Raw genomic sequence first — 15,285 nt, forward strand, 5'->3', positions numbered from 1 at the left:
CACTCCTCAGGCGTTGGCCGGCTGCACGGCGGATGCGGACTCGTCGAGCGAGTCGGCGTGGACCGGGTTCCGCTTCGACGCGAGGTAGATGCCCAGCGCGACGACGACCCCGGCCAGGCCGACCAGCACGGTGCCCCAGGTCCCGAGCGTCGAGACCTCGGCGGCGACCGCGCCGACGATCGCGGCGGCGGGCAGCGTCAGGGCCCAGGCGGCGACCATCCTGCCCGCGACACCCCAGCGGACCTCGGCGAGCTTGCGGCCGAGCCCGGAGCCGATGATGCCGCCGGAGCAGACGTGCGTGGTGGAGAGCGCGAACCCGAGGTGCGCCGACGTCAGGATGACCGCCGCGGCGCTGGTCTCGGCCGCGAACCCCTGCGGCGTCCGGATCTCCGTGAGCTTCTTGCCCATCGTCTGGATGATCCGCCAGCCGCCGAGGTAGGTGCCGAGCGCGATCGCGGTGCCGGCGGTCAGGACCACCCAGAGCGGCGGCCCCGAGTTCGGCGCGAGCGAACCGGAGGCGATCAGCGTCAGTGTGATGACGCCCATGGTCTTCTGCGCGTCGTTCGTGCCGTGCGCGAGCGAGACGAGGGAGGCGGAGGCGATCTGCCCGGCCTTGAAGGTCCGGCCCACCGTGTCCTGCTTCGCGCGGGCGGTGATCCGGTAGACGAGGAAGGTGCCCAGCGTCGCGACGATCCCGGCGACGACCGGCGAGGCGAGCGCGGGGATGAGGACCTTCTCGACGACCTTCCCGAAGTGGACGGCGTCCGCGCCCGAGGCGATCCAGGTGGCGCCGATCAACCCGCCGAACAGGGCGTGCGACGAGCTCGACGGCAGCCCGACCAGCCACGTCACCAGGTTCCACACGATGGCCCCGACGAGCCCGGCGAAGATGATCACCGGCGTCACCTTGGTGTCGTCGACGATGCCGCCGGAGATCGTCTTCGCGACCTCGACCGAGAGGAACGCGCCGACGAGGTTGAGCACGGCGGACACGGCGACGGCGACCCGCGGCTTGAGGGCCCCGGTGGCGATGGAGGTGGCCATCGCGTTGGCGGTGTCGTGGAAGCCGTTGGTGAAGTCGAAGGCCAGCGCGGCGACGATCACCACCAGCACGATCAGCGAGAAGTCCATGGTCGGCTCTCTTCCGTTGCTGTTCCTTGGCAACGCTACTGATCGACTTCGCGGAGACCGATCCCCTCCGCGTGACGGCTTCCTGAACTCTCCGTGAACGGGGGTGAGGAAAACCCCACCAAGACCGGGTGGTTCAGCCCAGTGTGCCCGTCCACCCCGCCTGGAATCCTCGGCACCGGGCGAAAGGGGCAGGCATGAAAGCACTACTGGCGACCGCGGTCTCGGCGGTGTTGTTCTTCTTCGGCACGGGGTTGGACCCGCTGCCCGAACTGGCGTGGCTGGCGCCGTTGCCGGTGCTCCTGCTCGCCCCGAGGGTGTCGGCGGCAAGCGCTTTCACGTGCGCCTTCGTCGCCTACCTCGCGGGCGGCAGCAGCACCTGGAGCTACTTCTGGCACTCCCTGTCGGTCCCCCGGCCCGCGGCGATCGCGATCCTCGGCGGGAGCGCGTTGCTGTTCGCGGCCTCGGTCGTCCTCTTCCGGCTGCTGGTCCGGCGCGGTCACGGTTTCCTGGCCGCGCTCGCCGCGCCCGCGTTGTGGACCGTCGCGCTCTACGGCGTTTCGCTGCTCAACCCGACCGGCCTCATGGGCACCTTCATGACGACCCAGGCCGACCGGCCGTCGATCGTGCGGCTCGCCGCGGTCACCGGCGGCTGGGGCGTCGAGTTCCTGGTGCTGTTCGTCCCGGCCGCGGTCGCCGCCGCCCTCGCCCCCGGCGTCCGCCGCCTGTCCCGGGTGACGGGGCTGGTCGCCGTCGCGGCGGTGCTGGGTGCGCTCGTCTTCGCGAGTGTCCCTCCGCTCACCGGACCGTCGACGCGGATCGCCCTGATCGCGCCGGGGCAAAGCCGCTGGGCCGTCGACGTCGCCACCCCGGACGGCCAAGCGCTCGTCCAGTCCTATGTGGACGAAATCGGCCGGCTGCCGGCGGGGGTCGGCGCCGTCGTGCTCCCCGAAGCCGCGTTCGCGGTGAACCAGGCCAGCCGTCCGCCCTTCGTCGAAGCCCTGACGCGGGTGGCCCGCGCGAAGAACCTCGACGTCGTCGCCGGTGTCCTGGACACCACGCCGGAAGGCCGGTTCAACGCCGCCCTGGCCGTCGCGCCGTCGGGCGAACCGGTCGAATACCGCAAGTGGCACAACGGTGATTCGGCGAACCTCGCGTCGGGGACCGAATTCGCCCGCTTCGCCGGGATCGGGCTCATGGTGTGCATGGACGTCAACTTTTCGGACCCCAGCCGCCAGTACGGCGAGGCCGGGACGGGCCTGGTCCTCATCCCGGCGTCCGACGAGGACGTCGACGGCTGGGAACACAGCCGCACGGCCCTGATCCGAGGCGTCGAGAACGGCTTCTCGGTGGCGTGGAGCGCGGCCCGCGGTACCCCGATGCTGTCGGACGCGCAAGGTCACGTCCTGGCCGAGACCCACACGGGAGGCAGCCCGTTTTCGGTGGTGGTGGCGGACATCCCGACCGGCAGCGGCCACACCCCGTACGCCCGCTTCGGCGACTGGTTCGCCTGGCTCTGCGGCCTCCTCGCCCTGACCGGCGTCGTGACCCTGTTCGGGCGAACCGCGAAAAACGCGCCCACCCGGCCGGGACCCACCGCTACGGTCGGACCATGACTTTGCGGCAACCCGACAGTCCGAGCGGCGTCGTCCGGACCCTCCGTCCCACCAAGCCCACCATCGCGTACGGACAGGACACGCAGCATTCGGCGTTCCCGAGCGTGACCCGGTTGCCCGACAACACGCTCTACGTCGTCTACCGCCAAGGCAGCAACCACTACACGAACCGGGACGGCTTCCTGCGGAGCACGACCAGTCCCGACAACGGGAAGACCTGGTCCGCGCCCGCCACCGTCCTCGCCGCGGTCGCGGGCGTCGACCACCGCGATCCGTCCGTGTCCCTCAGCCGCACCGGCACGACCCTCTACCTGACGTACTTCAAGGGCACCACGGCGGTCTCCGCCGCGGGCTCGTTCTTCCGCTCCTCGGCCGACGGCGGCGCGACGTGGAGCGCCGAGGTGCGGATCGACGCGAACCTCCCGTCGTCGGCGATCACCGCGCCCGTCGTCCAGCTCGCGGACGGCACCCTGGTGGCCGCGCACTACTCGAAGAGCTCCGGCGACAGCTTCGACTCGGTGTGGCTCGCGCGCTCGGCCGACAACGGCGCCACCTGGACCTCGACCCGGGTCGTCAACGGCCAGACCGCCGGCCGCGACTACCAGGAGCCCTACCTGGTGCAGCGGGACAACGCGCTCTTCCTGACGTTCCGGTGGGGCAACAACGCCTCCGTCGGCGCGGCCCTCTCGACGGACAACGGGACCACGTGGTCCACCCCCGCCGCCGCGTTCGCCGGCAGCGGCCGCCCGTCTTCGGTGTGGCTGGCCGACGACACCATCGTCGTGTACCTGCGGGACGCGGCGCGCCGGTTCGCCGTGCGGGCCACGCGCGACCGCGGCGCGACCTGGCTGCCGCCGTACGTCGTCCAGTCGCCGCCCAAGGGCGGGATGTCCACGTACGCGTCGATGCTGGAAACCACGCCGGGCCAGGTCTTCACGGTGCTGGCCGCCGAGGACTCGACGAGCACGGACTCGCGGCTGGCCTTCGCCTACCTGGGCAGCGGCGCGCAGCAGACACCGCTGGGGTTCATCCCCGGCGAGCAGGCCGCCGCCCAGGCGGGCTACGACCAGCTCGTGCTGGGCACGACGTTCCAGCAGCCGAACGGCGGCCTGCCGATCCCGTGGTGGATCGGCAACGGCGCGGTGACCGTGACCGACGGCGTGCTGCGCTCGGCCAGTGCCGACAACATCGCCGACCACGCGGTGCTCGAGACGTCGAGCGCGGACCACCGCGTCGAGGCCGACCTGCTGTGGACCGGCCAAGCGGGGTTCGGCCTGTTCCTCCGGTACACCGACGCGTCGAACTACCTGCTGTTCACGGCCGAGACGGGCGGGGTGAACCTCCGGCTGTACAAGAACATCGGCGGCACGCTGACGCAGCTGGTGCTGGCGACCGGGAAGCCGGTCAACGCCGGCGCGTTCCACACGCTCGCCGCGGCCGTCCGGGCCGGCACGGTGACCGCCGCGGTCAACGGCGAGACGCTGATCCACTTCGACCTCTCCGCGGCGGACAATTCAGCGCTCGGCGGCACCAACGCCGGCGTGAAGATCAACGAACAGGCCGGGGGCACGAACCAGTGCCGCCGGATCGTGATCACCACCTGACCCATGGCGCCGGGGGTGCCCGGGCACCCCCGGCGCCGGTGCTCACACTTCGAGCGCCTTGGCGTTGCGTTGCACCTTCGACCACGCGGGGTCGGCGCAGAGCGTGCAGCCCGGACCGAAGAAGACGCCTCGAGCCTGCTCGTCGCCCGACAGCCAGAACCGGAACCACGCGGTGATCGCGCCGCGGAAGCCGCCGCCGTCGCCCGCCGGGGTGAAGTGGGTGGCGCCGGCGAGCTCGCCGTAGACCGCGGGCACGTGCGACGCCGCCCGGTAGCGCGGGATGACCAGCAGCGCGGGCGGGACGATGACGTCGAACCGGCCACCGAGGAAGAACACCGGCCCGTGCAGCGCCGCGACGGACCCCTGCGGACCCGGCTCGATCGGGACGGTGGTGGTGACGAGCGGGTCGGCGCCCGCGGCGATGGCCCCGCCGCCACCTTGGGAATGCCCGGTCGCGCCGACGTGCGCGGTGTCGATCCGCCCGAAGTACGGGCTGCCGGGCCGGGCGTTCTCCACCACGAGGGTCCGGGCTCCGGCCAGCATTTCCTCACCGGAGCCGGAGGACGGCGTGTTGGCGGCGGCCACGACGAAGCCGTACGACGCGAGGTGGCGCAGCAGGGGCGCGTAGACGGCGGGGGTCGCGCCGGTGCCGTTGCCCCAGACGATCACCGGATGCTCCGCGTCGCCGAGGTCGGCGGGCCGGAAGACGGTGTGGGCGGCGTCGAGAGCTTCGCTGACGACGGCGAACGGGCCCGGCTGGTCCCAGCGCACCGGTGCCGCCCGCGCCGGCTGGGGAATCGCGAAAAGGGCGGTCAAGAACACCAAGAGCCACAGCCGTCGCATCGCTTCTCCTGCTTCGCCGTCGGAACAGTCACCATGAGAATCGGCCGGGAGCGCCGCCGGCGCGATGGGGAAGGCATTCAGGATTCCGATCTCCCCGCTGTGATCCGTCACAACGGGCCGCGAGCAACTCTGAGCGTTTTCCCAGGTCGCCTCCACCACCCTGTGACCGATCATGATCTGCATCACCTACTGATGGGTAACTGGAGGCAACGGAATGCGGGTCACCAACGGCGGTGCCAAGCGAATCCTGACCGCGGTCCTCGCGGCGCTCACCCTCGGCGCCGCCGCTCCGGCGGTCGCCGAGGCGGCGCCGGGCGGCGGCTGGAACGACTGGACGTGCGCCCCCGGCGCCCAGCACCCGGAGCCCGTCGTGCTCGTGCACGGCCTCGGCGCCAACGACACGGTCAACTGGTTCTTCCACGCGCCGAAGATCGCCGACCAGGGGTACTGCGTCTTCTCGTTGACCTACGGCACCGGCGTCCTCGGCCCCGGCGTCGGCGGGCTCGCCTCGATGCGGGACAGCGCCGCGCAGCTGGGCCGCTTCGTCGACCGCGTCCGCACGGCGACCGGCGCGGCGAAGGTCGACATCGTCGGGCATTCCGAAGGCAGCACGATGCCCGCGTACTACCTGAAGTACGGCGGCGGCGCGGCGAAGGTCGCGCACTTCGTCGGCTTCGGCGCGAACTACCGCGGCACCACGCTCGGCGGCCTCGACGCCCTCGCCAAGGCCCTGCTCACGACCGTGCCCGGGCTCGGCGCGATCCTGCGGACGGCGTGCGGCGCGTGCACGGAGTACCTGGCGCCGTCGGCCTTCCTGGACGACCTCGCCCGCGGCGGTGTCCACGTGCCCGGACCGACGTACACGAGCATCGTCAGCAAGTACGACGAAGTCGTCACGCCCTACACCAGCGGCATCCTGAACGAGCCGGGCACGACCGACGTCGTCCTGCAGGACTTCTGCGGCTCGGACGCGTCCGGGCACCTGAGCCAGGCGGTCGACCCGAACGTCACCGGCCTGATCCTGCACGCGCTCGACGCGAGCTACACGCCCACGTGCACGCCGTTCACGCTGCCCCTGTGAGCGGGTTCTGCCCGAGGTACCGGCGCCCGTTTTCGGCGGACTCCCGCACCGCGGCGAACCCGTAGCCCACCATCGCGGCTTCGTAGGAAGCCACGGCCTCGAGCAGCGGAGCCCCGGCCAGCGCGGACGCCAGCCCCGCACCGTCGCGCAACGCGGTGTTGGCGCCCGCGCCGCCGGCTGGGCTCATCGCGTGGATCGCGTCGCCCACGAGCGTCACCCGCGACGGTTCCCACGGCGCGATCGGCACGCTCGTGCGGATCGGCTGCGGGAACGTCGCTCCGACGGCCCAGTGCCCGACCAGCGCCCGGGCCCGCGGGTGCCAGCCGCCGACCAGGCCGAGCGCCAGTTCCTGCAGGTCGTTCGGGGACAACGCGGCGAGTTCTTCGTCGGTCCGGCCGAGCACCTCACGCCGGGCGCCCACCGCGCACGTCATGTACGGCTCGTGGTCGCGCAGCTCGAGACCCGGCACCAGCCGCGCGCACGCGTCGGCGACCGGTTCCGGGTAGTCGACCGGCGCGAACCCGACCATCGTCCGCTCCGGCGAAACGGCCATCGAGAACACCGCGAACATCCCCGGGTCGAACAGTTCCCGCGTCCGCGCGGTGAGCGGGATCCGGCCGTACAGGTGCACGAGCCCGGCGTCGACGACCTCGGCGTGCGGGAGGTACTGCCGCCGCACCGGGGAATGGACGCCGTCCGCCCCGACGAGCAGGGTGCCGCGCGCGGCGGTCCCGTCGGCGAAATGCGCTGTCACGCCGTCTTCATCGGTCTCGTAGTGCGTGAACCGCTTGCCGTAGCGGACTTCCTGGCCGTGCAGCAGGATCTGGCGCAGGGTGAAGCGGTTGATGTTGAGGTGGATTCCCTCGTCTTCCAAGCGCGTGACCAGCCGCAGCTGGTCGTCGTAGACGTTGGTGTGGGGCAGCGCCCGGCCCGCGGTGGCGCGGAAGAGCTCGTGCAGCTCAGGGCGCAGCACTTCGCGCAGCGCGGTGTCGCCGTCGCCGCCGATGTGGAGCCGGTAGCCCTGCTTCCGGGCTCCCGGAGAAGCGTCACGTTCGTAGACCTGGCAAGGAATCCCCGCTCGCCGCAGCCCCTGCGCCAAGCTCAAGCCACCCAGTCCGGCACCCACGATGATCACCGACACAGCTGTCCCTTCGTCACGAATGAGGAAGGGACGCACAGGTAAGCCCGCACTGCGCTGCCCGGACTAACCCATACCGGACTGTGTCTTCGCGCGTCCTTCGCGGACCAAGTTAGCGCACCCGGACCCCGGCCCGCCACACCGAGCGGGTCAGCGGCACCCCCGGGCGGTAGGCCAGGTGCGTCACCGAAGGCGCGTCGAGGACGTGGACGTCCGCCCGGGCTCCCGGGCGCAGGACACCCACGTCCTCGCGGCGCAACGCCTTCGCGCCGCCCGCCGTGGCCGACCAGACGGCCTCCTCGATCGTCATCCGCATCTGCAGCACCGCCGTCGCGACGCAGAAGGCCATCGACGTCGTGTACGAGCTGCCGGGGTTGGCGTTGCTGGCCAGCGCGACGGTCGCGCCCGCGTCGAGCAGCCGCCGCGCCGGGGCCAGTGGTTGCCGGGTCGACAGGTCGCACGCGGGCAGCAGCGTCGCCACCGTGTCCGACGCGGCGAGCGCCTCGACGTCGGGCTCCGAGAGGTACGTGCAGTGGTCGACGCTCGCCGCGCCGAGGTCCACCGCCAGCCGTACGCCGGGGCCCTCGCCGAGCTGGTTGCCGTGCACCCGCAGGCCGAGGCCGCGCTCGGCGGCGGCCTTCAGCACGCGCGCCGACTGCGCCTCGTCGAACGCGCCGGTCTCGCAGAAGACGTCCGCCCAGCGCACGCTTCCCGCGACGGCGTCGAGCATTTCCCCGCACACGAGGTCCACATAGGACTCCGCGTCGGCGCCCGGTGGCACCAGGTGGGCGCCGAGGAACGTGACCTCGTCGGCCACCTCGCCGGCGATCCGGGCCGACCGCGCCTCGTCCGCGACAGTCAGCCCGTAGCCCGTCTTCGTCTCCAGGCACGTCGTCCCCTGCCGGGCCGCCTCGCCGACATGGCGACGCAGGTTCGCCGCCAGCTGCTCGTCGGACGCCTCCCGCGTCGCGCCGACGGTGGTCGCGATCCCGCCCGCGGTGTACGGCTTCCCGGCCATCCGCGCCTCGAACTCGGCGGTGCGGTCGCCGGCGAAGACGAGGTGCGTGTGGCTGTCGACCCAGCCGGGCAGCACCGCGCGGCCCTCGACGTCGACGCGCTCGTCGGCGTCCGGCGCCTTCGACGCGGGTCCGGCCCAGGCGATTTCGGTCCCGTCGACAACCAGCGCCGCGTCGGTCAGCCGCCCCAGCGAAGGGTCGTTCGTGGTGAGCTCGCCGATGCCCGTGATCAGGACTGCCACAGTGCCTCGATCTCCTTCGCCAGCAGGGTTTCCGGTCGTTCGACGAGCAGGTGCGTGCCGTCCCGCACGACTTCGCGGCCCGCGACGACGACGTGCCGGACGTCGGCCGCGCCGGCCGCGAACAGGACGCCCGACGGCTCGATCCCGGCCGTCCGCACCGAATCCAGCGAGACGGTGACGAAGTCGGCGCCCGCGCCCTCGGCCAGCGAACCGACTTCCGGCCACCCGACGGCCGCGTGATCGGTGCCCGCCTCGAGGAGTTCTTCGGCACTGAACCGGCCGCGTTCCTGCGAAGCCAGCCGGTCGTCGAGCTCCACGGCGCGGGTCTCCTCGAAGGCGTCGACGACGGCGTTGCTGTCGCTGCCGACGCTCAGCCGCACGCCGGCGTCGCGCAGCGCGCGGGCCGGGCCGATGCCGTCGCCGAGGTCGCGTTCGGTGGTCGGGCAGAAGCACGCGCGGGCGCGGGCGGCGCCGAGCCGTTCGATGTCGAGCCGGGTCAGGTGGGTGGCGTGCACGGCGACGAGCCGGTCGGTCAGCACGCCGCGCTCGTACAGCAGCTCCGTCGGCGTGCAGCCGTACGCGGCCAGGCACTGCTCGTTCTCGGCGCGCTGCTCGGAGAGGTGAACGTGCACGACCCGCGCACTGTCCACAAGCGACAACTCGGCGGCCGGGACCGCCCGGACCGAGTGGATCGCCGCGCCGGTCCGGAACAGCTCGCCTTCCCGCAGCGAGGCCACCCGTGAAGCCCACGCCGAGGCCGAACCGTCGGAGAACCGCCGCTGCACCTCGTCCGGCTCGACGCCGATCCCGCCCGCGAGGTAGCACGTGTCCAGCAGCGTCAGCCGGATCCCGGCGTCGGCCGCGGCCTGCCGCAGCGCCTCCCCCATCGCGTTCGGATCGGCGTACGGCTTTCCGCCGGGAGCGTGGTGCAGGTAGTGGAACTCCCCCACGCTCGTGTAGCCGCCCAGCACCATCTCGGCGTAGACGCCCCGCGCCAGCCGGTAGTACGCGTCGGGGTCGAGCCGGGACGCGAGCGCGTACATCCGCTCGCGCCACGTCCAGAAGGTGCCGCGCTCGTGGTGCGTCCGGCCCCGCAGCGCCCGGTGGAAGGCGTGCGAATGCCCGTTCGCGAACCCGGGCAGCGTGAGGCCCTCGAGAACCGTCCCCGCGCGCGGCGAGCCGGGCGTGACCGCGGTGAGCCGGCCGTCCGCCACGTCGATCCGCACCCCGGACGCGATTCCGCCGGGCAGCCACGCTCGCTCGCACCAGAAGGTCATCGCGCCAGCTGCTCCAGCACGGTGGCCAGGGCGCCGGCCCCGGCCTCGACGTCCGAGGCCTCGGCGAACTCCTCCGGCGAGTGGCTGATCCCGGTCGGGTTGCGCACGTAGAGCATCCCGGCCGGGACGAACCCGGCGAGGATCGCCGCGTCGTGGCCGGCGCCGGTCGGCAGCTCCGGCACCCCGCCGAGCCAGCCGCCGAGGTCGCGGCGCAGGGCGTCGTCGAACACCACGTCGCCGGAGTAGGACTCGCGGGTGATCTCGACCCGGCAGCCCTCCTCCTTTGCGGCCTTGCGCGCGGCGTCGGCGATGTCGTCGACCAGCGCCCGCGTCCCGTCCCCCGGCACCCGCGCGTCGAGCCACAGGTCCACAGTGGACGCGATGACGTTGGTGCCGCCCGGCGTCGGCACGAGCCGGCCGACCGTCGCCCTCGCGTCCCGCCGCGCCTTCGCGATCCGGCGGGCCGCGGTCACCGTCCGCGCGGCGGGGAGCATCGGGTCGGCGCGGTCCTCGATGAGCGTCGCGCCGGCGTGGTTGCCCTGGCCGGTGAAGGAGAACCGCCACCGCCCGTGCGCGATCACCGTGCTGCCGACGGCCACCGGCGAGCCGAGGTCGATCAACCCACGTCCCTGTTCGACGTGCAGTTCGAGGAACCGCCCGATCCGCCCGAGCCGGCCGGGGTCGGGTCCCACCAGCGCCGGGTCGAAGCCCGCCTTCGCGGCCGCCTCGGCGAACGTCACGCCGTCGGCGTCACGCAGCCCGCGCGCCTTGTCCGCGTCGATCGTGCCGGTGAGCAGCCGCGAGCCGAGGCACGGGACGCCGAACCGGCCGCCCTCCTCCTCGGCGAACACGACGACGGCGAACGGCTTGGCCGGCCGGAAACCCCGCTCCCGCAGGGTCTCCACCGCGGCCAGGGCGCTCGCGACGCCGAGCGGGCCGTCGAAGGCGCCGCCGCCGGGTACCGAGTCGAGGTGGCTGCCGGTGACGACGGCGTCCGGGCCCGGCGGCCCCCACCAGGCCCAGATGTTGCCGTTGGGGTCGGTGTCGATGTCCAGCCCGAGGCCGAGCGCGCGCTCGCCGAACCACGCGCGCAGCTCCTGCTCGGGCACGTCGAACGCGTGCCGCGAATAGCCGCCGCGTTTCGGGTCGCGCCCGACGTCGCCGATCTCGTCCAGCAGCCCGGATGCGCTCACTCGCCCTCCCGCATCGGCACGCGCACGCCCCGCTCGTCGGCGACGTCGGCGGCGCGGTCGTACCCGGCGTCGACGTGCCGGATGACGCCCATGCCCGGGTCGTTGGTGAGCACCCGCTCCAGCTTCTGCGCCGCCAGCGGCGTCCCGTCCGCGACACTGACCTGGCCGGCGTGGATGGACCGGCCCATGCCGACGCCGCCGCCGTGGTGGATCGACACCCAGCTCGCCCCGGAGGACGTGTTGACCAGCGCGTTGAGCAGCGGCCAGTCGGCGATCGCGTCGGAGCCGTCGGCCATGCCCTCGGTCTCGCGGTACGGCGAGGCGACGCTGCCGGAGTCGAGGTGGTCGCGGCCGATGACGACCGGCGCCTTCAGCTCGCCGCTGGCGACCATCTCGTTGAACCGCAGGCCGGCCAGGTGGCGCTCGCCGTAGCCGAGCCAGCAGATCCGGGCGGGCAGGCCCTGGAACGCCACGCGCTCCCCGGCCAGCTTGATCCAGCGGGCGAGGGATTCGTTCTCCGGGAACAGCTCCAGCATCGCGCGGTCGGTGGCCGCGATGTCCTCGGGGTCGCCCGACAGCGCGGCCCAGCGGAACGGGCCGTTGCCCTCGCAGAACAGCGGCCGGATGTAGGCGGGCACGAAGCCGGGGAAGTCGAACGCGCGCTCACAGCCGCCGAGCTTGGCTTCGCCGCGCAGCGAGTTGCCGTAGTCGAAGACTTCGGCACCGCGATCGAGGAAGCCGAGCATGGCCTCGACGTGGTCGGCCATCGACTCGCGCGAGCGGTCGGTGAACTCGTCGGGCTTCTTCGCCGCGTAGTCGTGCCAGTCGGCGACGTCGACCCCCTTGGGCAGGTACGAAAGCGGGTCGTGCGCCGACGTCTGGTCGGTGACGATGTCGACCTCGACGCCGCGGCGCAGCAGCTCCGGCAGCACCTCGGCGGCGTTGCCGACGACGCCGACCGACAGCGGGCGCTTCTCCTGCTTGGCCTTCGTCACGCGGGCGATCGCGTCGTCGAGGTCGTCGGCCACCTCGTCGAGGTAGCGGGTCTCGACGCGGCGGTGCGCGCGCTGCGGGTCGCACTCGATGACCAGCGCGACGCCGTCGTTCATGGTCACAGCGAGCGGCTGCGCGCCGCCCATGCCACCGAGGCCGGCGGTCACGGTGAGCGTCCCCTTCAGGGAGCCGCCGAACTTCTTCTTCGCCACCGCGGCGAACGTCTCGTACGTGCCCTGCAGGATGCCCTGGGTGCCGATGTAGATCCACGAGCCCGCGGTCATCTGCCCGTACATGGTCAGGCCCTGCTGCTCCAGGCGGCGGAACTCCGGCCAGGTCGCCCAGTCGCCGACCAGGTTCGAGTTCGCGATGAGCACGCGCGGCGCCCACTCGTGCGTGCGGAACACGCCGACCGGCTTGCCGGACTGGACGAGCAGCGTCTCGTCGACGTCCAAAGTGGTCAGTTCGCGGGTGATCGCGTCGAAGCTGGCCCAGTTGCGGGCGGCCTTGCCGGTGCCGCCGTAGACGACCAGGTCCTCCGGGCGCTCGGCGACGTCGGGGTCGAGGTTGTTGTGGAACATCCGCAGCGCGGCTTCGGTCTGCCACGACTTGGCGGTGAGCTGGGTGCCGCGGGCGGCACGGACGACGCGGGACATCAGACCTCCAGACGGGCGGCGTCGAGGACGGCGCCGGAGCGGACGAGTTCTTCGGCAGCGGCGATTTCGGGCGCCAGGTGCCGGTCGGGGCCGGGGCCCGCGACCTTCGCGCGGAGCAGGCCCCGGACGCGGCCGGTGACCGGCGACGGCTCGAGCGGCGCGCGGAAGTCCAGCGCGCGGGCCGCCGTCAGCAGCTCGATCGCCAGGACGGTGGTCAGGCCGTCGACGGCCTTGCGCAGCTTGCGCGCGGCCGACCAGCCCATGGAGACGTGGTCCTCCTGCATGGCGCTGCTCGGGATGGAGTCGACGGACGCGGGCACGGCGAGCCGCTTGAGCTCGCTGACCACGGCGGCCTGCGTGTACTGGGCGATCATGTGGCCGGAGTCGACGCCGGGGTCGTCGGCGAGGAACGGCGGCAGGCCGTGCGAGCGCGCCTTGTCGAGCATCCGGTCGGTGCGGCGCTCGGCGATGCTGGCGACGTCGGCGACCGGGATGGCCAGGAAGTCCAGCACGTAGGCGACGGGCGCGCCGTGGAAGTTGCCGTTGGACTCGACGCGGCCGTCGGCGAGGACGACCGGATTGTCCACAGCGGACATCAGCTCGCGCTCGCCGACGAGCTCGGCGTGCGCGAGGCTGTCGCGCGCGGCGCCGTGGACCTGCGGCGCGCAACGCAGCGAATAGGCGTCCTGGACGCGGTTGCAGTCCGGGCCGCGGTGGCTCTCGACGATCTTCGAGCCCTGCAGCGCCTGCCACATCCGCGCGGCGGACGTCGCCTGGCCGGGGTGCGGGCGCAGGGCCTGGAGGTCGGCGGCGAACGCGCGGTCCGTGCCGAGCAGGGCCTCGACGCTCATCGCGGCCGTGAGGTCCGCGATGTCGAAGAGCCGGTGCAGGTCGGCGGCGGCGAGCAGGAGCATGCCGAGCATGCCGTCGGTGCCGTTGGTGAGGGCGAGGCCCTCCTTCTCGGCCAGGACGACCGGCTCGATGCCGGCGTATTTCAACGCCTCCGCGGCGGGCTTGACTTCACCGGCGTGGAGCACTTCGCCTTCACCCATGAGCGCGAGCGCGACGGCGGCCAGCGGCGCGAGGTCGCCGGAGCAGCCGAGCGAGCCGTACTCGTGGACGATCGGCGTGATGTCGGCGTTGAGCAGGGCCGCAAGCGTTTGCGCGGTGCCCGGCCGGACGCCGGTGTAGCCGCTGGCGAGGGTCCGCAGCCGCAGCAGCATCAGCGCGCGGACGACCTCGGCCTCGACGGCGGGGCCGGCGCCGGCGGCGTGCGAGCGGATCAGGCTGCGCTGCAGCGCGGTCCGGCTCTCCACCGGGATGTGGCGGGTCGCGAGCGCCCCGAAGCCGGTCGAGACGCCGTAGGTCGGCGTGACGGCGTGGGCGAGGTTCTCGATGTGCTGGCGGGTCGCGGCGAGGTTCTTCTCGGCCGCGTCGCCCAGCCCGACCGGCGCGTGGCCGCGGACGACGTCGACGACCTGGGCGGCGGTCAGTGGTTCGGGGCCCAGGAGCACTTTTTCCGGCATGGGCCCATTGCACCCCTTCGGAACCGCTGGTGGGATGCCTCAACGAGTGGTTGTGTCTGGTATCCCAGACTAGGCTCGGGACATGGGCGAGAGCAGCGAAGTCCCGGCGCTGCGCCGCGGCCTCGCGGTGCTGCGGCTGCTGGCGACGCGCCCGGGCCCGGTGACGGCGGCCGCGATCGCCCGCGAGGCGGGTCTCCCCCGCTCGACGACCTACCACCTGCTCAACGAGCTGGAAGCAGCCGGTTTCGTCGTCCACCTGCCCGCGGAACGCCGCTACGGCCTGGGCATCGCCGCCTTCGAGCTGGGCTCGGCCTACCTGCGCCACGACCCCCTCGAACGGCTGGCCGGGCCGCTGCTGCGCAAGCTCGTCGACCGCGCCGGGCACACCGCGCACCTGGGCGTCCTGCACGGCAACGAATCCCTGTACCTGATCAAGGAACGCCCGGCGCGCCCGGAGACCCTGGTGACGGAGGTCGGCGTCCGGCTGCCCGCCCAGCTCACCGCGTCCGGCCGGGCCATCCTGCGCCACCTGCCGGCGCCGCACGTCCGCGCGTTGTTCCCGTCGGCGTCGGCGTTCGTCCTCCGCACCGGGCGCGGCCCGGGCACGCTGGCCGAACTGCGCCGCACGCTCACCGCCGAACGCCGGCTCGGCTGGTCGGTCGAAGACGGCCACGTCACGGACGGCTTCGCGTCGGTGGCCTGCCCGGTCTTCGACCACGGCGCCCGCCCGATGGCGGCCATCAGCGTGACGCTGCGCCACCACTGCGCCGCGGAGCCGTGCGAGGAGACCTGGCCGGAACTGGCGGCGGAGGTCGCAGCGACGGCCGCCGAGCTGACCAGCCGGATCGGCGGCCACCCGGGCTGATGCGCTGGTGCGATCGGGGCAACTGTCACCGAACGGCTCGATTCCACTTCGGTGGGTGATTACCGTGACTGAACAGCGGTTTCGAGGGGCACCGGCGATGTGGGGGC

Annotated in this window: 12 protein-coding genes; 4 read left to right on the forward strand and 8 right to left on the reverse strand. The window is 72.8% G+C overall.

Features of this window, described 5'->3' with window-relative positions:
• Positions 1–6: 6 nt before the first annotated feature.
• Positions 7–1,131: an inorganic phosphate transporter gene (locus ACH54P_RS23040; protein WP_489915978.1), complete on the reverse strand. Its 1,125-nt coding sequence runs from the start codon at positions 1,129–1,131 to the stop codon at positions 7–9.
• A gap of 194 nt (positions 1,132–1,325) precedes the next feature.
• On the opposite strand from ACH54P_RS23040, the gene ACH54P_RS23045 reads away from it, so the two are divergent.
• Positions 1,326–2,744 (forward strand): nitrilase-related carbon-nitrogen hydrolase, encoded by a 1,419-nt coding sequence (locus tag ACH54P_RS23045; protein WP_489915980.1) that lies wholly within the window; start codon positions 1,326–1,328, stop codon positions 2,742–2,744.
• Complete coding sequence (locus ACH54P_RS23050) at positions 2,741–4,348, forward strand: sialidase family protein (RefSeq protein ID WP_489915982.1); 1,608 nt, start codon at positions 2,741–2,743, stop codon at positions 4,346–4,348. Before ACH54P_RS23045 ends, ACH54P_RS23050 begins: the two co-directional genes overlap by 4 nt.
• Before the next feature lie 42 nt (positions 4,349–4,390).
• Here the strand turns inward: ACH54P_RS23050 and ACH54P_RS23055 are convergent, their stop codons facing one another.
• A complete protein-coding gene (locus ACH54P_RS23055; protein ID WP_489915984.1) occupies positions 4,391–5,191 on the reverse strand; it encodes a poly(ethylene terephthalate) hydrolase family protein in 801 nt (266 codons plus the stop codon).
• 214 nt (positions 5,192–5,405) lie between these two features.
• Between ACH54P_RS23055 and ACH54P_RS23060 the strand changes: the two genes are divergently transcribed.
• On the forward strand, positions 5,406–6,272 hold the full coding sequence (locus ACH54P_RS23060; protein ID WP_489915986.1) for a lipase: 867 nt from the start codon (positions 5,406–5,408) through the stop codon (positions 6,270–6,272).
• Here the strand turns inward: ACH54P_RS23060 and ACH54P_RS23065 are convergent.
• From ACH54P_RS23065 to hutH, 6 genes are all read right to left on the reverse strand, one after another.
• On the reverse strand, positions 6,256–7,407 hold the full coding sequence (locus ACH54P_RS23065; RefSeq protein WP_489915988.1) for an FAD-dependent oxidoreductase: 1,152 nt from the start codon (positions 7,405–7,407) through the stop codon (positions 6,256–6,258). The genes ACH54P_RS23060 and ACH54P_RS23065 overlap by 17 nt on opposite strands.
• 115 nt (positions 7,408–7,522) lie before the next feature.
• Positions 7,523–8,668, reverse strand: a complete 1,146-nt coding sequence (gene hutI / locus ACH54P_RS23070) for an imidazolonepropionase (protein ID WP_489915990.1) — start codon at positions 8,666–8,668, stop codon at positions 7,523–7,525.
• Positions 8,656–9,945 (reverse strand): formimidoylglutamate deiminase, encoded by a 1,290-nt coding sequence (locus ACH54P_RS23075; RefSeq protein ID WP_489915992.1) that lies wholly within the window; start codon positions 9,943–9,945, stop codon positions 8,656–8,658. The genes hutI and ACH54P_RS23075 overlap by 13 nt, the downstream gene beginning before the upstream one ends.
• Entirely contained in the window at positions 9,942–11,138 is a 1,197-nt protein-coding gene (locus ACH54P_RS23080) for an allantoate amidohydrolase (RefSeq protein ID WP_489915994.1), read from the reverse strand. Before ACH54P_RS23080 ends, ACH54P_RS23075 begins: the two co-directional genes overlap by 4 nt.
• Positions 11,135–12,787 (reverse strand): urocanate hydratase, encoded by a 1,653-nt coding sequence (gene hutU / locus ACH54P_RS23085; RefSeq protein ID WP_489915996.1) that lies wholly within the window; start codon positions 12,785–12,787, stop codon positions 11,135–11,137. Before hutU ends, ACH54P_RS23080 begins: the two co-directional genes overlap by 4 nt.
• Complete coding sequence (gene hutH / locus ACH54P_RS23090) at positions 12,787–14,313, reverse strand: histidine ammonia-lyase (protein ID WP_489915998.1); 1,527 nt, start codon at positions 14,311–14,313, stop codon at positions 12,787–12,789. Before hutH ends, hutU begins: the two co-directional genes overlap by 1 nt.
• An 82-nt stretch (positions 14,314–14,395) precedes the next feature.
• Here hutH and ACH54P_RS23095 point away from each other — a divergent pair, with 82 nt between their 5' ends.
• Positions 14,396–15,178 carry an IclR family transcriptional regulator gene (locus tag ACH54P_RS23095; protein WP_489916000.1) on the forward strand — a complete coding sequence of 261 codons (783 nt, stop codon included), beginning with the start codon at positions 14,396–14,398 and terminating at the stop codon, positions 15,176–15,178.
• The last annotated feature ends 107 nt before the right edge of the window (positions 15,179–15,285 follow it).

The organism is Amycolatopsis sp. N2S4-7 (assembly GCF_058119595.1).

Bases quoted from the DNA above. Each gene is read 5' to 3' on its own strand.
- ACH54P_RS23055 (WP_489915984.1), bottom strand. From the start codon at position 5,191: ATGCGACGGCTGTGGCTCTTGGTGTTCTTGACCGCCCTTTTCGCGATT.
- ACH54P_RS23075 (WP_489915992.1), bottom strand. From the start codon at position 9,945: ATGACCTTCTGGTGCGAGCGAGCGTGGCTGCCCGGCGGAATCGCGTCC.
- hutH (WP_489915998.1), bottom strand. From the start codon at position 14,313: ATGCCGGAAAAAGTGCTCCTGGGCCCCGAACCACTGACCGCCGCCCAG.
- ACH54P_RS23045 (WP_489915980.1), top strand. From the start codon at position 1,326: ATGAAAGCACTACTGGCGACCGCGGTCTCGGCGGTGTTGTTCTTCTTC.
- ACH54P_RS23060 (WP_489915986.1), top strand. From the start codon at position 5,406: ATGCGGGTCACCAACGGCGGTGCCAAGCGAATCCTGACCGCGGTCCTC.
- ACH54P_RS23050 (WP_489915982.1), top strand. From the start codon at position 2,741: ATGACTTTGCGGCAACCCGACAGTCCGAGCGGCGTCGTCCGGACCCTC.
- ACH54P_RS23095 (WP_489916000.1), top strand. From the start codon at position 14,396: ATGGGCGAGAGCAGCGAAGTCCCGGCGCTGCGCCGCGGCCTCGCGGTG.
- ACH54P_RS23040 (WP_489915978.1), bottom strand. From the start codon at position 1,131: ATGGACTTCTCGCTGATCGTGCTGGTGGTGATCGTCGCCGCGCTGGCC.
- hutU (WP_489915996.1), bottom strand. From the start codon at position 12,787: ATGTCCCGCGTCGTCCGTGCCGCCCGCGGCACCCAGCTCACCGCCAAG.